Raw genomic sequence first — 19,872 nt, forward strand, 5'->3', positions numbered from 1 at the left:
ATGCGGCGGGTGAAGGCATGAGGGTGCAGTACTTATATGAGGCGGACTGTCAGGCGCGGTTTACCAGCCGCGGGTTCCCCAGTCTTCCAGATGGGGGCGCTCGTCGCCGAGGGTGGTGGAGCGGCCGTGGCCGGGCAGTACGATGGCGTCGTCTTCGAAGCCACCGAAGAGCTTTTCGAGCACGTTGGAGAAGAGCTCGCCGAACTGCTGCGGGGAGTCGGTCTTGCCCACGCCGCCGGGGAAGAGAGTGTCGCCGGTGAACAGCAGGGTTGCGGGGGTGCCGTCTTCCCAGGTGGTTTTGAGGGTGTAGACGATGGATCCGGGGGTGTGGCCGGGCACGTGCAGGGCGCGGATGACGGTGTCAGAGAGGTAGAAGTCGAAGCTTTCGCCGCCGGTCAGTTCTTCTTCGACGGTGTAGTCTTCCTGCTCCTTAATAGCGGCTGCATCAGCTGCACCCGCGGAGGTCACGGCACCGGTGAGGTGGTCGAGCTCCTTAATAGCGCGGATGTGGTCCCAGTGGCCGTGAGTAACGAGGATGCCGGTCAGACCGATTGCGCGGGGCCTGATGGAGTTGAAGTCCTCTTCCTTCTCCATGACTCGCACGCGGCGTTCTTCGCCGTCTGCCAGTTCAAGCTGCGGGCAGTCCTTCAGGAGCGCGTCGAGGGTGAATGCATAGAGTTCTTCTGCGTCGTCTGCAGGGTCGATGAGCACCTGCTCGCCGGTGGCGCGCATGGTGATGAGGTAGACGCTGTTGTCCATCTCGGAGACACTGAACGCACGGACGGTCAGTTCGGGGTTCTCAAAGATGAGGGTGGGTTCGGGGTAAGTAGTCATAGTTCCAGTGTAGGGGGTTGTGACCGCACAGCATGCGCCTATGCGGTTCGCTCCCCTATCAGCGCATTCGGCGTTGAACGCGCGGGATACATGTACGGGTTGCATGTGCGGGATGCACAGGGAATAGATTCTGGAGCACGCCCGGTACAGATTAGGCTCAGTACAGATTGGGTTCAGCACGGATTAGGTCCCGGCTGGATTCCGCCTGGCTGAGGGTTCAGTGAAATTCAAAAGTCCGCCGAAATTCAAAAGTTAAACAGAGAAGCGACTGCGCATCGATACACAGTCGCTTCTCATGACACCCAGGGGTATCTATCACTCACTCAAACACAAGCAACCCGAGGACTTTGGAAATCTCACGATTACTTGATGACTCAATAGTAGCGAACTTTTTAGGGGCTGTTTTACCGCCCAATTTGGTACGGAGAGCCGGATTTAGTGACCCGCGCCTCAATGTAATCATTCTGTAATAAAAACAGGTGTTTTTTAGGGTATCCATACGTACCAATTTCATTTTTTTCGAGTTTTAGTGTGACTTATTTCACCCAAAATAATTTTAGATTTTCCCTCATTTGACACTTCAGTGCACCTTTAACCTAAGCTCCACACTCGGCAATCCCAAAGGTTCAATACCCAGTTTTAGCCCGGTATTCTGCGGAAGTAGAGGGTTAAGGTGAAAGTATCTTCAAGTACTTGCAACTTCATGAGCAGGAAAAAATGTACTGCTCACCGTTCAAAATCTGCACAATTATTCGCGCGAGGGCAAAATCAATTGGTCTGTTTTACCCCTGTAGGTACCCCCTAAAGTAGAGGTTTTATTACAAAACAATAACAATACCTCACCCAAAAGGCTCCCTAGAGCCACCCAAAAAAACATCTTTCAAAAAACAAAGTACCTAGTCAATACCATATTTTCACAAAATGCAAGACAGTGTGTCACTAAAAAATCAACCTCTATAGATTGTTTAATAAAACCTGACCTTCAAGCACAAATAGAGCCCAATTATTAACCAGCACGTACCAATTTCACCCTCAAAACAGGCGCCCTAGAAGCCTCAATAAAAGGTTGAAAGACCCCTCCACCAGGGGTTTCAGGATCCTTCACTCCCCCTGGTTGCTGCCTGGTTGCAGCCGGGTTGCAGCCTAGTTTCATTCTGTTTTCAAGAGCTCCGCTCCCCCGCCCTCAAGCGTTGCGCACCTCGTATTCACCCCTCATGCTTCCATGTATCTGGGGCAGAGCACCCCACAAAAGCACCATAGGGCACAGCAAAGGCGGCACCCCTCCTCCGCTGTGGGGAAGGAGCGCCGCCTCCACTAGCTATAGATCAGCTGGCACAGTCACCTTAGGACAAGCCCTTAGGACAGGCCGACCATCACGCCGTTCTCGTCGAAGCCGATGCGCTCAGCTGCGGGGCTCTTGCTCAGACCCGGCATAGTGCGCATGGTGCCGCAGATAGCGTAGACGTAGCCAGCACCTGCAGCCAGGCGAACCTCGCGCACGGGCAGAGTCCAGCCGGTCGGTGCGCCCTTCAGAGTTGCATCCGAAGAGATGGACAAGTGGGTCTTCGCGATAACCACGGGCAGGTGCGAGTAGCCCAGCTCAGCGAAACGCTTCAGCTGCTTAGCGGCGGCGGGAGCGATGGAGATGCCGTCCGCGCCGTAGACCTTGGTCGCGACCTTCTCGATCTTGGTCTCGATGGAGTCCTCAAGATCGTAGGTGTACTTCAGATCCGAAACGTCGTCACATGCCTCAGCAACCACGTCTGCCAGGTCGGTGGTGCCCTTACCACCCTCAGCCACACCGCGGTGGATAGCGACGCGAGCGCCAGCTTCCTCAGCGATACGGCGGATGGTCTCGTGCTCGGACTCGAAGTCGGTCGGGAAGGCGTTGATTGCCACGACCGGCTGAACACCGAAGTTGCGCACAATCTCGATGTGCTTCTTCAGGTTCTCTGCGCCCTTCTCCACGTCGGAGGGGCTTTCCTGCAGCATGCCTTCGGGCAGGGGCTTGCCCGGAACGATCTTGTACAGGCCGGAGTGGGACTTCAGGGAGCGCACTGTTACGACGAGCACTGCTGCGTCCGGCTTCAGGCCGGAGACGCGGCACTTGACGTTGAAGAAACGCTCCGCACCCATATCGGCACCGAAGCCAGCCTCGGTAATCACGTAGTCGGAGTACTCCAGACCAACGTAGTCGGCGACCACGGAGGAGTTACCGGTTGCGATGTTGCCGAAGGGGCCCGCGTGAATCAGTGCGGGGGTGTGCTCCAGGGTCTGCAGCAGGTTCGGGTTGATTGCGTCTGCCAGGATGACGGACATTGCGCCGTCAGCCTTCAGATCGGCTGCGGTGACGGGCTCGCCGTCGTAGTTCAGGCCGATCACAATCTTTGCCAGGCGCTCGCGGAGGTCCTTGAAGGAGGTTGCCAGCGAGAGAATCACCATGATTTCGGAGGCGCTGGTGATGTCGAAACCGGTCTCGCGGACCACGCCGTCCATGCGTTCGCCCAGGCCCACGACGATGTTGCGCAGGGAGCGGTCGTTCATGTCGATAACGCGGCGCCACTCGATTGCGCGCGGGTCGATGCGCAGCTCGTTGCCGTGGTGCAGGTGGTTGTCGATCATGGCGGCAAGCAGGTTGTGCGCTGCGGTGACGGCGTGGAAGTCGCCGGTCAGGTGCAGGTTCAGCTTCTCCATGGGAACGATCTGGGAGTAACCGCCGCCTGCTGCGCCGCCCTTGATGCCAAAGGTCGGGCCCATTGCGGGCTGACGCAGCGCCAGGATTGCCTTGCGGCCGGTCTGTGCGAAGCCCTGTGCGAGGGAGACGGAGGTTGCGGTCTTACCTTCACCGAGCGGGGTGGGGGTGACTGCGGTAACCACGATGTACTTAGAGCCGCGCTTGCGGGCGGTCTCTGCGTTGGTGGTTTCGTCGAGGAGGACCTTAGCGACATACTTGCCGTAGGGTTCAAGGCGATCTTCGCTGATGCCGTTGTCTGCTGCGATCTTATTGATAGGCCAAAGATCGGCGGCAAGTGCGATTTCGAGGTCGGAAGGGAAAGGCTTCTTCGTCATTGTCATCCTTCGAGTTGTACGAATCATGCTCTTTTATTCTATGCCTTGGCTCACTCATTTGTCCCTCACCTCGCCGGAAGGTGGCAAATAAACCCAATTTTTAATGCACTAATCCCCGCAACCGGCACCCTACGCTCACGTGGAGCGACAGGGTCGGTGCGGGGATTAGTAGCGCATACACGCCGGGTTGCCGATACAAGAAGGCACAAGAACCGGCGCTACAGCAGGCTATTACGGCATGGTCAGCAGAACCTTGGTGGCGGTACGCTGGTCCATTGCCTCGTAACCCTTAGCCGCCTCGTCGATGGGCAGAACCAGGTCGAAGACCTTACCGGGCTCAATTTCGCCCTTGTAAATCAGGTCGATGAGGGTCGGCAGGTACTTGCGCACGGGGGCGGGGCCACCCTCCAGGTGAACCTGCTTGCCGAAGAGCTTATCGGTGCCGATGGAGCTGTCGTGCGGAACGCCCACGAAGCCGATGTAGCCGCCGTGGCGTACGCAGCCGAGAGCCTGGTCGAAGGACTGCTGGGTGCCGACAGCCTCCGCAACGCCGTGTGCACCCACGCCGTCGGTGAGCTCCATGACCTTGGCGATGCCCTCTTCGCCGCGCTCTTCCACGATGTGGGTTGCGCCGAATGCCTTAGCGAGCGCCTGACGTTCGGGGTTGCGGGACATGATGATGATCTTCTCCGCGCCGAGCTGCTTGGCGCCGATGACTGCGCTCAGGCCGACTGCGCCGTCGCCAACAACGACGATGGTCTTGCCGGGGCCTGCCTGCGCTGCGTCTGCCGCGTACCAGCCGGTGCCGAGTACGTCGGATGCCGCCATCAGGTGCGGGATCTGCTCTTCGGTGGGGGTTGCGGGGGTCTTGACGAGGGTGCCGTCTGCGAAGGGTACGCGGGCGTATTCTGCCTGGGTGCCGTTGGAGCGTGCGCCGATGAAGGCGTCGCCTGCTGCGATTGCCTTGAGGCAGCGGGAGGGGTAGCCTGCGGTGCAGGTTTCGCATTCGCCGCAGGAGATGCAGAAGGAGCCTACGACGAAGTCGCCGGGGGCTACGGTGGTGACGTCGGAGCCGACCTCTACGACCTCGCCGATGTATTCGTGGCCCATTGCCCGGTGGTCGACGGGCTGTGCGCCGCGATAGGGCCACAGGTCGGAACCGCAGATGCAGGATGCTGCGAGCTTGATGATGGCGTCGGTGGGTTCGAGCAGGGTCGGCTTGTCGACTTCGTTGACGACGACCTTGCCGGGGGCTTCCATAACAACTGAACGCATGATGTTCCTTTCAAATCTGCGTTGATGGTTAGTCGTATCAGAGTACGCCCCACACCCCGATATATCAATAATTTTTTATGCTACGGGGTGAAGGCAAAAATTCCGACAACCGGAACCAGAAAGGAACCAGAAAAACCGCTCCTACTCCCCCGATTCCCGAGCGCTTCCGTGCCAGGTTAAACCGGGGAATCCTGGGCATCCCGGCACGCTAAATAGCCCGGTTAAACGGCGGAACCCCCGCGCATCCACGGTGGACACGCGGGGGTTCCGCTCGGTTTATTCAGCCTTATATCTGAAGGCGAGAAGGGTGCTTAGAAGTCCCAGTCCTCGTCCTCGGTGTTCACGGCCTTACCAATCACGTAGGAAGAGCCGGAACCGGAGAAGAAGTCGTGATTCTCATCAGCGTTCGGGGACAGCGCCGACAGGATCGCCGGGGACACGTTAGTCACGGACGCCGGGAACATCGGCTCGTAGCCCAGGTTCATCAGAGCCTTGTTAGCGTTGTAGTGCAGGAACTTCTTAACGTCCTCACTCCAACCCACACCGTCATACAGGGAGTGGGTGTACGCCACCTCGTTCTCGTACAGTTCGTACAGCAGGTTGAAGGTGTACTCCTTCAGCTCTGCCTGACGCTCCGCGGACTCCTTTGCCAGGCCGCGCTGGAACTTGTAGCCAATGTAGTAGCCGTGCACTGCCTCGTCACGAATAATCAGACGAATCAGGTCAGCGGTGTTAGTCAGCTTCGCGTGCGAAGACCAGTACATGGGCAGGTAGAAGCCCGAGTAGAACAGGAAGGACTCCAGCAGAGTGGAGGCAACCTTCTTCTTCAGCGGGTCGTCACCGGTGTAGTAGGACAGAACAATCTTCGCCTTCTTCTGCAGGTGCTCATTCTCAGAAGCCCAGCGGAACGCCTCGTCAATCTCCTTGGTGGAGGCGAGAGTCGAGAAGATCGAGGAGTACGACTTTGCGTGCACGGACTCCATGAACGCAATGTTGGTGTACACGGCCTCTTCGTGCGCGGTCACAGCGTCCGGCAGCAGGGACACAGCACCGACAGTACCCTGGATGGTGTCCAGCAGGGTCAGACCGGTGAAGACGCGCATGGTCAGCTGCTTCTCTTCCTCGGTCAGAGTCTTCCAGGAGGGCACGTCGTTGCTCAGCGGCACCTTTTCCGGCAGCCAGAAGTTACCGGTCAGACGATCCCAAACCTCAAGGTCCTTCTCGTCCTCAATACGGTTCCAGTTGATAGCCTCGACCACGTGGTCGACGAGCTTCACCTTTTCGCTCATTAGTAATTCTCCGATTCTTAAGGGGCGGTTACGGTGCCACGCGCGGCCAGCCAGTCGCGCAGGCGGTTTGCGTGTTTACCGTAACCGCCCCTTCCAGTCTTTAGTTATAGTGTGCCAGCTCAGGCTGAATGCGTCACAGCATTCGGGCTAGAGCATGCAGGATACGCAGCCTTCAACCTCGGTACCCTCAAGAGCCATCTGACGCAGACGGATGTAGTAGATGGTCTTGATGCCCTTACGCCATGCGTAAATCTGGGCGCGGTTGATATCGCGGGTGGTTGCGGTATCGCGGAAGAAGAGGGTCAGCGACAGGCCCTGGTCCACGTGCTGGGTTGCAACAGCGTAGGTATCGATGATCTTCTCGTAACCAATTTCGTAGGAGTCCTGGTAGTACTCCAGGTTCTCGTTGGTCATGTACGGCGCCGGGTAGTAGACGCGGCCGAGCTTGCCTTCCTTACGGATCTCAATCTTCGAAGCGATCGGGTGAATCGAAGAGGTCGAACCGTTGATGTAGGAGATGGAGCCGGTCGGCGGAACAGCCTGCAGGTTCTGGTTGTACATGCCGTACTGTGCCACGTCAGCAGCCAGCTGAATCCACTCTTCACGGGTGGGGATGTGGTGCTTAGCGAACAGTTCGCGGGTACGCTCGGTCTGCGGTGCCCATTCCTTCTCAATGTACTTTGCAAAGAACTCACCGGATGCGTACTTCGAGTTCTCGAAGCCCTCGAAACGCTGACCGCGTTCCTTAGCAATCTGCATGGAGGCGCGGATTGCGTGGTAGGCAACGGTGTAGAAGTACATGTTGGTGAAGTCTAGTGCTTCTTCGGAACCGTAGTAGACGTGCTCGCGTGCCAGGTAGCCGTGCAGGTTCATCTGGCCCAGACCCACGGCGTGGCTCATGTTGTTGCCGCGCTCGATGGAGGGTACGGAGCGGATGTCGGACTGGTCGGAGACGGAGGTCAGCGAACGAATCGCGGTTTCCACGGTCTTGCCGAAGTCGTCGCCGTCCATGGTCAGTGCAATGTTCAGCGAACCGAGGTTGCAGGAGATGTCCTTACCGACGGTCTCGTAGCCGAGGTCAGCGTGGTAGGTGGACGGCTCAGAAACCTGCAGGATCTCGGAGCACAGGTTGGACATGATGACCTTACCGGCGATGGGGTTCGCGCGGTTGACGGTGTCTTCGAACATCACGTACGGGTAGCCGGACTCGAACTGGATCTCTGCGATGGTCTGGAAGAACTCACGCGCGTTGATCTTGGTCTTGGTGATGCGTGCATCGTCGACCATTTCGTAGTACTTCTCGGAGACGTTGATGTCGGAGAAGGGCACGCCGTAGATGCGTTCCACATCGTACGGGGAGAAGAGGTACATGTCCTCGTTCTTCTTCGCCAGCTCGAAGGTGATGTCGGGGATGACAACGCCCAGGGAGAGGGTCTTGATGCGGATCTTCTCGTCAGCGTTCTCACGCTTGGTGTCCAAGAAGGCGTAGATGTCGGGGTGGTGTGCGTGCAGGTACACGGCACCGGCACCCTGACGTGCGCCGAGCTGGTTTGCGTAGGAGAAGGCGTCTTCCAGCAGCTTCATGACGGGGATAACGCCCGAGGACTGGTTCTCAATCTTCTTAATGGGCGCACCGGACTCGCGCAGGTTGGTCAGGGCGAATGCCACGCCGCCGCCGCGCTTGGAGAGCTGCAGTGCAGAGTTGATGGAGCGGCCGATGGACTCCATGTTGTCTTCCATGCGCAGCAGGAAGCAGGAGACGAGCTCGCCGCGCTGCTTCTTACCTGCGTTGAGGAAGGTCGGGGTTGCCGGCTGGAAACGGCCGGAGATGATCTCGTCGACGATGTCTTCGGCGAGCTTCTCGTTGCCTTCTGCCAGCAGCAGTGCGACCATGCAGACGCGGTCTTCGAAACGCTCCAGGTAGCGCTGACCGTCGAAGGTCTTGAGCGCGTAGGAGGTGTAGAACTTGAAGGCACCCAGGAAGGTCGGGAAGCGGAACTTCACGGCGTAGGCGCGCTTGAACAGGTTCTTGATGAACTGGAAGTTGTACTTGTCGAAGAGTTCCGGCTCGTAGTACTGGTTCTCAATCAGGTACTCAATCTTCTCTTCCAGGTCGTGGAAGAAGACGGTGTTGTTGTTGACGTGCTGCAGGAAGTACTGTCGTGCCGCCTGGCGGTCTGCATCGAACTGAATCTGGCCGTTCTCATCGTAGAGGTTCAGCAGTGCGTTCAGCTCGTGGTAGCTCATACCCTTGAACTTCTCGGGCACGCTCTTGCCGCTGTGGCCCGCACCGAGAGTTTCTAGTGCTGAGGGCAGTTTTGCGTCCAAAATGCTTCCAATCCTTCGTTGACTTTTTCTACATCTGAATCGGTGCCCATGAGCTCAAACTTGAAGAGCACCGGTACGTCGCACTTCTTGGCGACAATGTCTGCCGCGATACCGAAGAGCGGACCAAAGTTGGTGTTGCCGGAGCCAATCACACCGAGCATGTGGTGGCGATTCTGCTCCACGTTCAGGAATTTAACCACCTGCGGGGGAACGTTACCGGCGCCTTCAGGCTTGCCGTAGGTGGGGACGATGAGCACGAACGGCTCATCAAGAATGAGGGTGTCTTCGCCGGTGCGCAGCGGCAGGCGGAGGCGGCGGGCACGGATCTTCTCCACGAACTTGTGGGTGTTACCGGAGATAGAGGAGAAGTACACGATGAGTGGCGCCGTATCGTCCAGTCCGACCTCGGTCGCTCGACCCTCGGAGGCGTTGCGTGCATCCAGAAGGATCTTGCGGATTTCTGCGTGCTCGTCGACGGGGTTGGGCGTGAGGGCGGTACTCAATCTGTACTCCTTATTCTCGTGTGCCGGTGTGGTTCCGTGCCGATTTTCCGTTTGTACGGGTTTCGGCAGGGTTGTTACGCTGCCAGAGCGTTGATCTTGTCGGGCTGGAAGCCGGACCAGTGCTCGTCGCCTGCGATGACGACGGGTGCCTGCATGTAGCCGAGGGACTTGACCATTTCGAGGGCCTGAGCGTCTTCGGTGATATCAACCTTGGTGTAGCTGATACCCTTCGCGTCGAGGGCGCGGTAGGTCATGTTGCACTGGACGCACTGGGGCTTGGTGTACACGGTCACTACCATGGGAGTGCCTCTTACTTTCTCCCGCTCGGGCGGGGCTATCTCGTGAATGAATCTGGCGTGTTTCGTCGGTGTTTCACCACGTATTGTTTACGGCGGGCGCTGTGCCGTCCGCTGCCCCCTCCTAGTGGGGGTGTGGCGGTTTCCTGCGCTGGGGCAGGGCGCCTAAAAGTGCCGTAGTGGTGGAACCGAGTATTAATACTACATCTAGTGTCGAGATTTTTCTGCACCACAAGATGATGTGGTGCGAGGGTCGTGTTTCGTTCGATAAACCCACAGTTGAACCCACTTAAGAGGGGGTGCCTACAGCTTATCCACACCCTGCCGCGGGGCTAGTTCGCCGTATTTTCGCGGGGTGTGCCGGGTTATCCACAGGTGGGGTTTAAGTTGGTCAGGATTTTTAAGGGTTCATTCGCCCGCTGAGTTGAGGTTCAGTTAACCTCATGTATGCGTTTGGGGGCATAAAACCCGGCAGATTCGGGCTTGATTTTAAAGAGATCTTAACTCTCGCCCGTTCTTGCGCGGAACGGCGCGGTTTTAAAGCAGAACGGACTTTCTTAAAGGCGGAGGTTAACCCCCTTCGAGCGGCTTTAAGCTATGTGATTAAGGCTGTAGAAAAGATTTTTAACTCTTTTTGGTGAGCCGGTGTGTCGTGGGTTTAAGTTGGTTAATTCCGCTGAAACACCAAAACCCACCGCATATACCGGCATTTCGCGGTATCTGCGGTGGGTTTACTGGGTATCAGCGCTGGTTTTAGCAACCGGCGAGCAGTAACCGCTTAGAAATCAATCAGGCCCAGCTCGCGCAGCTTCTTGCTCAGCGTTACGCCGTCGGTGGCTTCAATCCACAGCGGCGAGCGCATCATCTGTTCGGCGCGGTAGTCGCTCCACACGCGGCCGGAGGCGAGCATGGTCTCCCCCACGGTCAGGTTGCGGATGACGATTGCCGCCACGTTGTCCGGGTAGCGTACCGCAAAGCCGTTGTAGATGTACGGGTCGCGCTGCCCGTCGTCGCCGACGAGGATCCACTTCATCTGCGGGAATTCCTCGGCGAGTCGGCGCAGGGACTCGACCTTGTGGTTGGTTCCGGAGCGGAACCAGCGGTCGGGGGTGGGGCCCCAGTCGGTGAGCAGGAACGTGCCGCGCGGGTAGCCGTTGCGGCTGAGGAAGCGGCGCAGGGTCGGGGTGATGTTCCAGGCGCCGGTGGATAGGTACATGAACGGCGCATCCGGGTGGCTGCGGCGGATACGGTCGGTCATGACCGCCATGCCGGGGGTGGGGATGCGTGCGTGCTCGTCGAGAATGAAGGAGTTCCAGGCGGCGACGAGGGGGCGCGGCAGCATGGTGACCATGACGGTGTCGTCGACGTCCATGATGACGCCGAGCTTCTGGCTTTCGGGAACGATGTAGACGCTGGTTGCTACGGCGCGGGAGCCGGGCACGTACATGATGACTTCGTGCATGCCGGGGTCCAGGTCGATGCTGAGTTTGACGTCGAGCACGCCGCCGCGGTCGGTGTACGCCTCATATTTGGTGCCGTCGATGACGATGGTGACGGGTGCATCGGACATTGCGGTTGCGGTGAAAGAGCGCCAGCCGCGCATGGGGTTGGCGGTGTCTTGGGTGCCTTCTACAACCTGCAGCAGGCGTTCGAGGTTGACCGTCTTGTAGAGTGCGCGGGCGATGATGCGAACCCAGCCGGGGTTTCCTTCGGAGGCGGCACGGCCGTAGCCTTCGGTGGGCACGAGGATAGGCTCGCGACCGGCGACGATGGCGCGCTTTTCGCGCCACCTGTGCAGCCGGTCTGCAACACGGTAGCCGATGTTGACTGCCTCGTCGGCAGCATCGTTCACAAGGTTGCGCAGTTCGTGAGTGCCCAAATTCTCCATCCCACTAGTGTAGCGGAGCGTTACCGGCTTGCGGCTTTAGGATTTTGTGTTCTTATACGTAGTTTTTATACCTATTAATACTGTGGTGCTGAGCGCAGGGTGTGATGTGCACATTATTTAGGGTGTATTCGCTGTTCAGATTCGTTCCTTGCAGGTGGGGGCGTTATCCTGGAGAGTATGACCCACTCACAGCCTAACCGCCGACTTTTTGTGCTCGGCACTGCTATGCTTCCGCTGATTGCTGCCTGCTCGAAGAAGTCGAATGACTACGACGGCACCAGCGGTAATTTCACTCCGTATCAGGCTGGCGGCGAGACCTCTGCTGCTACTCGCCCCGCACCCACGAATTCGCCGACGGTTGCCGCTGCTGGCAACCCGGTTGATAAGCCGCGCGAATGGCCCGGCATCGGCAACTCCCTCGTTGGTGACGGCAAGTATGTTGCGTGGACTGTTGATGACGGCGCAAGCCCGGAGGCGATTCGCGGCTACGCTGAGTTCTCGAAGCGTACGAATACTCGCCTGACGTTCTTCATTAACGCTTCTTACACCGGTTTTAAGGAGCATGTGTCGTTGCTGCGCCCGCTGGTTCAGAGCGGCCAGATTCAGGTTGCGAACCACACCTACAGCCACGCTGACCTGACCACCCTGGATGCTGAGGGCGTGAAGGAAGAGCTGCAGCGTAACGAAGACGAGATTATGAGCATGTTCGGTGTCTCGTCGAAGCCGTACTTCCGCCCGCCCTACGGCCGCTACAACGATGCGGTGCTGAAGGCTGCCGGTGAGATTGGTTTTACCCGCCCGGTCATGTGGAACGGCACTACCGGTGACGAGGCGAAGACCAGCTCCCGCGTGATTTACATGCGCTGCATCCGCTACATGCTGCCGCAGCAGATTGTGCTGGGTCACCTGAACTACGAGACGATCATCCCGATCCTGGATAAGGTGAAGGGCCTGATTGATGACCGCGGCCTGACTGCGGTGACGGTTCGTGACTACTACGGTGACGCATCCGAGGAAGAGATTAAGGCGGCGGCTCCTTCGCCGACCCCCACCCCGGAGGAGAACACCCCCTCCCCCGAGGCAACTACGGAGGCGCCTACCCCTACCCCGGAGCCGACTACTGAGGCTCCGACTCAGGCGCCGACTACCCGCTATGAGGATGAGGCAGCGGCAAGCCAGCAGGCTACGACCGCTCCGGCGGCAACGACGGCTCCGCCGGCTCGTGCGACCGCCGCACCTGCGGCTACGACTGCTCCCGCGGCTACTGCCACGACCGCACCGGCGGCTGCCCGCCGATAGGGTCGCGTATTTCGCGTGTGCTAAGCCCCCTTGACCCGGTTCCTGTACGGATATTCCTGTGCAGAAGATTCTGTACGAACCGGCGCGAGGGGGCTTTGCCGTACCCGGCGGGAATAAACTCTGGGGAATAGCCGGGAATAAACACGGCAACCGGGGCGTTAGGTGAGCATACAGGCGGCAACGTGCCGCATCCGAGTATGAGAGGAATAGATAACATGCGTATTGATATTTGGTCCGATATTGTGTGCCCCTTCTGCTACGTGGGCAAGCGTAACCTGGAGCAGGCGCTCGCCGAGTTTGAGCACCGTGACGAGGTTGAGGTGGTGTGGCATAGTTTTGAGCTGGACCCGTCGGCTACGGAGCATCCTGCCGGTTCGCTGCCTGAGATGATTGCCGGTAAGTATCAGATGCCGTTGGAGCAGGCGATTGCGAGCCAGGAGTCGTTGGCGGAGCGTGCCCGCGAGGTGGGTTTGGATTTCAATTGGCGTCAGGCGCGTTACGGTAACACGTTTGATGCGCACCGTGTGATTCATTATGCGGCGGAGCAGGGTTTGGCATCGGCGGCGGAGGAGGCGTTTAAGCTGGCGTACTTTACGCAGGGCCGTTCGGTGCAGGATCACGAGTCGATTCTGGATATTGCTTCTGAGATTGGCCTGGATACTGCTGAGGTTGAGGCGGTGTTGAAGAGCGACCGTTACGCGGCGGATGTGCGTGCTGATGAGCAGTTGGCGCGCCAGCTGGGCATTAATGGTGTGCCGTTCTTCTTGATTGAGTCGAAGTGGGCGGTCAGTGGTGCGCAGCCTGCGGAAGTGCTGGTGCAGGCGCTGCGTCAGGTGTGGGAGGAGACTCACCGTGTTGAGTTTTTGAACCCGCTAGCGGGCGCGGCTGGTGATGCTGCAGGTAACAATGCTGCGGAGGCGGGTCCGTCCTGCGATATGAACGGCAACTGCTCCTAGTAGCCGCTGAGAAGTGCGCGGCGGGGGTGCTACTCCCCTAGCGCCCCGGCTAATGCAGCCCCAGGTGTAGCGAAGCCCCCTCGTACTATTTCTAGTACGAGGGGGCTTTACTATGCCCGCACGTTACGTCTTCCCTTGTCAGAAATGTTTGGGGGGCTCAATATTGCCTGCGAATGGGGCCGTTTTCATTTACACTTGAGTGTGTGTTCTACGGTGAACACACTTGTCCACTCACTTTATAAAGGAATATTGTGTTGAAAATTCACACCGCGACCGCTGGTGTTCTTGCGGGTGCTCTGCTGCTGACTGGTTGCTCTTCGTCTGTTCGCGCTCCGAAGCCTGTGCCTTCTGCGTCATCGTCGACGTCTGTTTCTGCTAGCCCTTCGGTTTCAGCTACTCCTAGTTCTTCTCCGAGTGCGTCTGCGACTTCTTCGGAGTCTCCTACCCCGACGGTAACCCCGTCTCCGGTTCCGACTACTGAGGCTCCCATGCAGGCACCGGCGGCTGAGGCACCTTCCGCGGAGGCGCCGGCAGCTCCGGTTTCTGAGGCTCCCGCGCAACAGGCTGAGCCTGTTCAGCAGGCGCCGGTAGCTACGGAGGCGCCCGTCCAGCAGGCGCCCGCGCAGGCTCCGGCGGCTGAGGCTCCCGCTCAGCAAGCTCCCGCGCAGCCGGTTCAGCAGGCTCCGGCGCAGTCGAGTGTTTATTACAAGAATTGTGATGCGGTACGTGCAGCTGGTGCGGCGCCGTTGCATCGTGGCGAGCCGGGTTACCGTCCTGGTCTTGATTCTGATGGTGACGGCGTGGCGTGCGAGCCGAAGAAGAAGCACTAAGCTTCTACCCCCAGATATAGCGAAGCCCCCTCGTACTATTTCTAGTACGAGGGGGCTTCGTCATATCAGCCTCGTTCTGTCAGCTCAGCCGGTGAGGTTAGCGCGGCTGGTAGGCGCGGGCACGCTCAGCACGAGCACGGCGCGCCTCCGCATCCTGCAGGACCGGCACCAGCATACGCACCACCTGGCCCATACCGCGCAACACCAAATTCAGCCACAAACCCACAGACCACACCGCCGCCACACGCGGATGCCCCGTGCGCACCCACCGCACACCCAGAAAAGACAGCGAATAATACAGCAGAAGCAACAGCGACTCACGGAAACGGTGCACCTGCCGAAGAATAGGGTTCTGAGAAAGCTTCATCATGCCTCCCAGTATACCCACCGGAACCCCTCGCCGGGGCTCCCCCGCACTACCCGTAATAGTCGCGAATCGTCACCGTCTTCAACACGCGCCGATCCAACAACGCCCGAATACGGTCCAGCTCAGACACCACACCCCGATAATTCAAATGCCCAATCACAATATGCTGAGCCAACGCATACCTCTCCGCATAGGCATACACCTCAGCCGAAGAAATATTAGACGAATCCGCCAACGACCCGTACCACAGAACCGGGCGCGTAAAACCACACGACGCCGCAGCCGCCAACACGCGCGCATCATAATACCCGTACGGCGGGCGGAAATACGGCTTCGAAGACACCCCAAACAGATGCCTAATCTCCTCATCATTACGGGTCAACTCCTGAATAATCTGCTCATCCGTCAGGCTCGTCAACGCCGCATGACTATACGTATGGTTCGCAATCTGCAACTGACCGCTCTTCACCAGCGGCAACAACAGGTCACGATGCTGCCTAAACGCCGGGTACTGACCGTTGATAAAGAAGGTGAGGCGCGTGCCGGTACGGCGAGAAAACTCCGCGTAGGCGCGTACCACCTCCGGGTCGGCGCCGTCATCGACCGTCCACGCAATATACTTGCCCTCACCGGGCAGGCCGGTCTGCGGGCCGGTCCAGGCACGAGCTTCGGGAACCGGGTTCGACGAGGTCGCAGTCGCAGAAGCGGTCTTAGATGCCGCAGCGGTCGGGGATGGGGTACCCGTTGCGGAGCCAGATGCGGAAGGGGCAGCCGCCGAGCTTGCCGAAGGGGTCGAAGAGGGGCTCGCCGGGGCGCTACCCGACGCACTACCGGACGGGCTGCTCGATGGGGTGTTCGACGGGGTACAACCAGTGAGTCCAAGACCCAGCACACCGAAGCCCACCGCGCCCAGACCAAAGGTACCAACGTGTTGTAAGAGTTCCCGTCGCCCCATGGAGGCGCGGGCAGAAGCACCCGCCACCGCCCGGTCAGCGGTGGGGTCAGTAATAGTGGATTGACGAGTAGTGATAGGGGTTTCTGAGTGTGGAACAGTGTTCATATTACGAGTGTATGATGAGACCGCCGTCAGCTATCGAAAAATTCAAAATATTACTTAATGATTAACAACGGCGCTATTAAAGAACCTTTATACACGTTCAGTCCACTCACTCACCGAAGACCACGCTCAGTACACTAAGCTACCCCCACGCCAGGCAATCCAGGTACGGCTCCAGCTACAGCGCAAGGCGCAATTCTAGGTAAGCACAGCAAGACCCCTCCCCCAGAACACGTTCATAACGCGCCTGGGAAAGGGGCCTCAATATATAAGTTCACACAATCGTACAACCAAGTACGCGGAGAGAAACCTACTCGGACTCCGAAGCTTCCGGCTGCTCCGCCTGAGCGGATTCCAACGCATTCAGCGCCTCCAGAGCCGCAGCCTCCGCAGCCTCTTCGGCGTCCGCCTCAGCCACACGCTCAGCATCCGACTCAGCAGAAGTCACCGCCGCCGGGTTCGTCAGAACCTTCACACCCATGCTGCGCAGCGCATCCGTATTCGTAATCGTCTCGTCATTATCAATCAGGTACACCTTGAACCCGTCATTCCGCAGACGACGCATCAGCTCCAGGAGCATGCTCTGAGCAACCTCATCCACCGCGTACACGCGAGTCACATCCAGGGCAACCTTGGAACCCTCCATCGGGGATTCCACAATCTCACGAATCACGCGCTCCACACCCGCAAAACGGATGCGGCCCTGCAACTGGATCAGGCGCATAGACTCATCGCCCGAACCGATTTGGTAGTTCGCGCGCAACGCCGAACGAGCCACGGTCGGCACGTTCATCACGTGCATGCCCATGTCATCCGAGAACTGCTCGAACAGCTCTACACCGCGCACACTGTTACCGTGACCGTCCAGACGCGGCGAGAACGTCGCCACGCCCAGCTGACCGGGCACCGCACCAATAATGCCGCCGCCCACGCCGCTCTTCGCCGGAACACCCACCTGGGTCGCCCAGTCACCCGCAGCGTTATACATACCGCACGTGAACATGACGCTCAGCACCTGACGCACCACAGTCTTAGGAACCACCTGCTCACCCGTCACCGGATGCACACCGTAGTTCGCCAAAGTCGCCGCCATCAACGCCAAATCCTTAACCGTCACCATCAGCGAGCACTGGCGGGTATAACCCTGCACCGCCACAGTCGGGTCACCGGTCAGGATGCCGTGGCCGCGCAGCATGTGCGCAATCGCGTAGTTGCGGTGCGCGTGCTCCAGCTCAGACTCGTACACGCGCTCATTCACCGACAGGCGGCGACCCGCAAACGCAGACAGACCAGAAATGACGCGCTCCATGCGCTCGCCCTGAGTCGCACCGGGAGGACCAACCAGCGAATGGGTGGTAATCGCGCCCGCGTTAATCATCGGGTTCAGCGGCTTACCGGAGCCGTCCTCCAGGGACAGCTCGTTGAACGGCTCACCGGAAGGCTCCACGCCCACCTTCGCAAGCACGTCATCATAGCCGCGGTCCGCGAGCGCCAGGGCGTACACGAACGGCTTAGAAATCGACTGGATCGTGAACTCCACATCGGAGTCACCGGCGGCGTACTGCTCACCATCAACCATGGCGATAGACGCGGCAAGCTTGTCCGGGTCCACGGCGGCAAGTTCCGGAATGTAGTTTGCCAACTCACCGGAGGTATCAGAAGCGACCGACTCGAGGGTCTCGGTCAGGTAAGTGGCAATAGGTGAATGCATAGTGTTCCGTATCTGCTGCTAATCGTGGTTGTTCTCGTCAAAAATCTATGGATGCGCCCGCCCGCTGTTCCGTTTCAGCTATTCCGTTTCAGCTGGGCTGAGGCGCTCATCGTTGCAGGCTACCGCGGCTACCAAACTAAAGAGCCAGCCAGCGGGCCTGTCAAAGTGTGTGGGTGAGGAGCACCTTTTGCTCCCTAAAGAGTGTATCTTTTGCGTGTTGAAGCCACCAAATATAACGGTCACTTCTCCCCCGCTATTTCAGGCTCTGGTACCTGTTCTGGCTTGCCGTTTTCTGCCGTAATTTACCGCGGCGGGCAGAACTGCCTGCGAAGTCCCGGCAAAACCTACGGGCACAGCCTAGGGGTGGCGAATCGAATCCGGCTCACGACCACCCAGCTCGGCGGTCTCCAGCTGGAAGGTCGAGTGCTCCACCGACACCTCAAAATGGCTCGCCACGCACGAACGGATACGGTCCAGAATCGCCACCGCAGAGCCGTCATGGAAGCACGAATCGGCAACCACCACGTGCGCGGTCACCACCGGCAGACCGGTCGCCACCATCGAGGCATGCACATCGTGCACCTCCACAACGCCGTCAACGCGCAGCATGTGTTCACGCATCGCGTCCAGGTCCAAGCCGTCCGGGGTGAACTCCATGAGCACGGCCGTCGTCTGCTTCATCAAACGTACTGCACGCGGCACAATCAGCGCCGCAATGAATAGACCCGCAAGGGCATCCGCCTGGTAGAAGCCGGTCAGCCAAATCACGATAGCCGCCACAATGACGCCCAGCGAGCCCAGGGCGTCATTGAGCACCTCCAGGAACGCGGCACGCATGTTGAAGTTCGCGTTCCTCGCCGTAGCCAGCACCGCAATGCCAATAGCGTTCGCAACCAGGCCAACCACACCAAAGATCAGCAGTTCGGTGCCGGGCACCTCCGGCGGGGCGAACAGGCGATGCACACCCTCCACCGCCGTGTAGATACCCACCGCCAGCAGCAGCACCGACTGCCCGAGGGCGGCAAGCACCTCAATGCGGCGGAAACCCCACGTACGGCGGGACGTTGCCGGGCGCGTCATCAGCGAAGCCGCCGTGAGCGCCACCAGCAGTCCGGACGCGTCCGTAATGGCGTGCGCCGTATCGGTCAGCAGGGCAAGACTTCCCGTGACCAACGAACCAATCGCCTGCGCCAACACAATAACGACCGCCAAGCTAAACGCAATCAGCAGGCGCGGACGCATCAAGGCGGCGTCCTCCGGGCTCGGTGCATGCGAATGATCATGATGCCCGCCGTGGCCGTGATGTTCGTGCGCTCCCATGTGCTTCTCCTCAACTATGAACTGCGTTGTTGACTATCGAGAGTTATCAGTGGATAGCAAAATCGCCCGATTCACAAGAACCGGGCGACAAGCTCCTCAACCGAGAAAACGTGGAGATAAGGGGACTCGAACCCCTGACCCCCTGCATGCCATGCAGGTGCGCTACCAGCTGCGCCATATCCCCATATTTTGTTATTGACCTCAACGAGGCAACATGAATATATTACACACACCACGGACAGCGATGCAAACCAGCGCACCCAAAACCACAAAAGTTACCGGCGGGTAAGCCAAAGGCTAAGCAAGAAGGGCGGACCCCGCGGCACCATACAGCGCCAACAGAGCCCACCCCTCATCAGCTAAAAATCAAGCAAAAGCTTACGCCTCATCCTGAGCGGGAATGATGCGTGCAGCATCTTCCTCAGTCTCACCCTCAATGTCGAAGGGAGCCTCGTTCTCAACGCCCAGCTCAATACGCGGAGCCTCAGCCCACAGACGATCCAGAGCGTAGAACTCGCGGTCCTCCTCGTGCTGAACGTGCACGACAATATCGCCGAAGTCCAGCAGAATCCAACGACCCGAGGAACGACCCTCACGGCGGACCGGCTTCAGGTCAGCCTGCTCACGCAGAGCGTCCTCAACCTCATCCGCAACAGCGTTCACGAGGCGCTCATTGTGGGCAGAAACCACCAGGAAGCCATCAATCAGACCCATCGCGTCGGATGCATCCACAGCGAACAGGTTCGTTCCCTGCTTCTCCTCCGCCGCGCGGGCGGCAATGCGCAGAGCCTCAATCGAGGACTGTGCAGCAGTCATATTTTCCTTCCTTGCCGGCAGAACACCCGCCGGC

At 58.9% G+C, this 19,872-nt stretch carries 16 protein-coding genes and 1 tRNA gene; 3 read left to right on the forward strand and 14 right to left on the reverse strand.

The window, feature by feature from the left end:
* Window positions 1-60: 60 nt before the first annotated feature.
* The 8 genes from HMPREF2942_RS03535 to HMPREF2942_RS03570 form a co-directional block, all read right to left on the reverse strand.
* Window positions 61-834 (reverse strand): MBL fold metallo-hydrolase, encoded by a 774-nt coding sequence (locus HMPREF2942_RS03535; protein WP_070688408.1) that lies wholly within the window; start codon window positions 832-834, stop codon window positions 61-63.
* 1,356 nt (window positions 835-2,190) lie between these two features.
* Window positions 2,191-3,903 carry a formate--tetrahydrofolate ligase gene (locus tag HMPREF2942_RS03540; protein ID WP_005508799.1) on the reverse strand — a complete coding sequence of 571 codons (1,713 nt, stop codon included), beginning with the start codon at window positions 3,901-3,903 and terminating at the stop codon, window positions 2,191-2,193.
* A 231-nt stretch (window positions 3,904-4,134) separates the two neighbouring features.
* A complete protein-coding gene (locus HMPREF2942_RS03545) occupies window positions 4,135-5,178 on the reverse strand; it encodes a zinc-dependent alcohol dehydrogenase family protein (RefSeq protein ID WP_070688409.1) in 1,044 nt (347 codons plus the stop codon).
* A 311-nt stretch (window positions 5,179-5,489) separates the two neighbouring features.
* Complete coding sequence (gene nrdF, locus HMPREF2942_RS03550; protein WP_049352870.1) at window positions 5,490-6,467, reverse strand: class 1b ribonucleoside-diphosphate reductase subunit beta; 978 nt, start codon at window positions 6,465-6,467, stop codon at window positions 5,490-5,492.
* 147 nt (window positions 6,468-6,614) lie between these two features.
* Window positions 6,615-8,795, reverse strand: a complete 2,181-nt coding sequence (gene nrdE, locus HMPREF2942_RS03555; protein ID WP_049356802.1) for a class 1b ribonucleoside-diphosphate reductase subunit alpha — start codon at window positions 8,793-8,795, stop codon at window positions 6,615-6,617.
* The gene (gene nrdI / locus HMPREF2942_RS03560) at window positions 8,768-9,298 is read right to left on the reverse strand and encodes a class Ib ribonucleoside-diphosphate reductase assembly flavoprotein NrdI (RefSeq protein WP_049338466.1); all 531 of its coding nucleotides are present in this window, start codon (window positions 9,296-9,298) and stop codon (window positions 8,768-8,770) included. Before nrdI ends, nrdE begins: the two co-directional genes overlap by 28 nt.
* A 74-nt stretch (window positions 9,299-9,372) precedes the next feature.
* Window positions 9,373-9,597 carry a glutaredoxin-like protein NrdH gene (gene nrdH / locus HMPREF2942_RS03565; RefSeq protein WP_005505794.1) on the reverse strand — a complete coding sequence of 75 codons (225 nt, stop codon included), beginning with the start codon at window positions 9,595-9,597 and terminating at the stop codon, window positions 9,373-9,375.
* Window positions 9,598-10,372: 775 nt separating this feature from the next.
* Window positions 10,373-11,482 carry an App1 family protein gene (locus HMPREF2942_RS03570; RefSeq protein ID WP_049338467.1) on the reverse strand — a complete coding sequence of 370 codons (1,110 nt, stop codon included), beginning with the start codon at window positions 11,480-11,482 and terminating at the stop codon, window positions 10,373-10,375.
* Window positions 11,483-11,659: 177 nt separating this feature from the next.
* On the opposite strand from HMPREF2942_RS03570, the gene HMPREF2942_RS03575 reads away from it, so the two are divergent.
* The 3 genes from HMPREF2942_RS03575 to HMPREF2942_RS03585 all read left to right on the forward strand — a co-directional run bounded on the left by HMPREF2942_RS03575 (window position 11,660) and on the right by HMPREF2942_RS03585 (window position 14,567).
* Entirely contained in the window at window positions 11,660-12,781 is a 1,122-nt protein-coding gene (locus HMPREF2942_RS03575) for a polysaccharide deacetylase family protein (RefSeq protein ID WP_049338468.1), read from the forward strand.
* A 215-nt stretch (window positions 12,782-12,996) separates the two neighbouring features.
* Window positions 12,997-13,737 (forward strand): DsbA family oxidoreductase, encoded by a 741-nt coding sequence (locus HMPREF2942_RS03580; protein WP_070688410.1) that lies wholly within the window; start codon window positions 12,997-12,999, stop codon window positions 13,735-13,737.
* Window positions 13,738-13,988: 251 nt separating this feature from the next.
* The gene (locus HMPREF2942_RS03585; RefSeq protein ID WP_083313458.1) at window positions 13,989-14,567 is read left to right on the forward strand and encodes an excalibur calcium-binding domain-containing protein; all 579 of its coding nucleotides are present in this window, start codon (window positions 13,989-13,991) and stop codon (window positions 14,565-14,567) included.
* A 97-nt stretch (window positions 14,568-14,664) separates the two neighbouring features.
* Here the strand turns inward: HMPREF2942_RS03585 and HMPREF2942_RS03590 are convergent, their stop codons facing one another.
* The 6 genes from HMPREF2942_RS03590 to rsfS form a co-directional block, all read right to left on the reverse strand.
* The gene (locus tag HMPREF2942_RS03590) at window positions 14,665-14,937 is read right to left on the reverse strand and encodes a hypothetical protein (RefSeq protein WP_246824345.1); all 273 of its coding nucleotides are present in this window, start codon (window positions 14,935-14,937) and stop codon (window positions 14,665-14,667) included.
* Window positions 14,938-14,983: 46 nt separating this feature from the next.
* Window positions 14,984-15,994 (reverse strand): polysaccharide deacetylase family protein, encoded by a 1,011-nt coding sequence (locus HMPREF2942_RS03595; protein ID WP_070688412.1) that lies wholly within the window; start codon window positions 15,992-15,994, stop codon window positions 14,984-14,986.
* A gap of 307 nt (window positions 15,995-16,301) precedes the next feature.
* Complete coding sequence (locus HMPREF2942_RS03600; protein WP_070688413.1) at window positions 16,302-17,702, reverse strand: glutaminase; 1,401 nt, start codon at window positions 17,700-17,702, stop codon at window positions 16,302-16,304.
* 357 nt (window positions 17,703-18,059) lie between these two features.
* On the reverse strand, window positions 18,060-19,022 hold the full coding sequence (locus tag HMPREF2942_RS03605) for a cation diffusion facilitator family transporter (protein WP_070688414.1): 963 nt from the start codon (window positions 19,020-19,022) through the stop codon (window positions 18,060-18,062).
* A 111-nt stretch (window positions 19,023-19,133) separates the two neighbouring features.
* Window positions 19,134-19,206, reverse strand: a tRNA-Ala gene (locus tag HMPREF2942_RS03610).
* A gap of 194 nt (window positions 19,207-19,400) precedes the next feature.
* Window positions 19,401-19,838: a ribosome silencing factor gene (rsfS, locus tag HMPREF2942_RS03615; protein ID WP_005505774.1), complete on the reverse strand. Its 438-nt coding sequence runs from the start codon at window positions 19,836-19,838 to the stop codon at window positions 19,401-19,403.
* Between the last annotated feature and the right edge of the window lie 34 nt (window positions 19,839-19,872).

Origin of the sequence: Rothia sp. HMSC071C12 (assembly GCF_001813895.1) — a bacterium.
GTDB classification, from domain to species: domain Bacteria; phylum Actinomycetota; class Actinomycetes; order Actinomycetales; family Micrococcaceae; genus Rothia; species Rothia mucilaginosa.

Excerpts from the sequence above, each read along its gene's own strand:
- HMPREF2942_RS03535 (WP_070688408.1), bottom strand. The coding sequence starts at position 834 with ATGACTACTTACCCCGAACCCACCCTCATCTTTGAGAACCCCGAACTG.
- HMPREF2942_RS03540 (WP_005508799.1), bottom strand. The coding sequence starts at position 3,903 with ATGACGAAGAAGCCTTTCCCTTCCGACCTCGAAATCGCACTTGCCGCC.
- HMPREF2942_RS03545 (WP_070688409.1), bottom strand. The coding sequence starts at position 5,178 with ATGCGTTCAGTTGTTATGGAAGCCCCCGGCAAGGTCGTCGTCAACGAA.
- nrdF (WP_049352870.1), bottom strand. The coding sequence starts at position 6,467 with ATGAGCGAAAAGGTGAAGCTCGTCGACCACGTGGTCGAGGCTATCAAC.
- nrdH (WP_005505794.1), bottom strand. The coding sequence starts at position 9,597 with ATGGTAGTGACCGTGTACACCAAGCCCCAGTGCGTCCAGTGCAACATG.
- HMPREF2942_RS03570 (WP_049338467.1), bottom strand. The coding sequence starts at position 11,482 with ATGGAGAATTTGGGCACTCACGAACTGCGCAACCTTGTGAACGATGCT.
- HMPREF2942_RS03575 (WP_049338468.1), top strand. The coding sequence starts at position 11,660 with ATGACCCACTCACAGCCTAACCGCCGACTTTTTGTGCTCGGCACTGCT.
- HMPREF2942_RS03580 (WP_070688410.1), top strand. The coding sequence starts at position 12,997 with ATGCGTATTGATATTTGGTCCGATATTGTGTGCCCCTTCTGCTACGTG.
- HMPREF2942_RS03590 (WP_246824345.1), bottom strand. The coding sequence starts at position 14,937 with ATGATGAAGCTTTCTCAGAACCCTATTCTTCGGCAGGTGCACCGTTTC.
- HMPREF2942_RS03595 (WP_070688412.1), bottom strand. The coding sequence starts at position 15,994 with ATGAACACTGTTCCACACTCAGAAACCCCTATCACTACTCGTCAATCC.
- HMPREF2942_RS03600 (WP_070688413.1), bottom strand. The coding sequence starts at position 17,702 with ATGCATTCACCTATTGCCACTTACCTGACCGAGACCCTCGAGTCGGTC.
- HMPREF2942_RS03605 (WP_070688414.1), bottom strand. The coding sequence starts at position 19,022 with ATGGGAGCGCACGAACATCACGGCCACGGCGGGCATCATGATCATTCG.
- rsfS (WP_005505774.1), bottom strand. The coding sequence starts at position 19,838 with ATGACTGCTGCACAGTCCTCGATTGAGGCTCTGCGCATTGCCGCCCGC.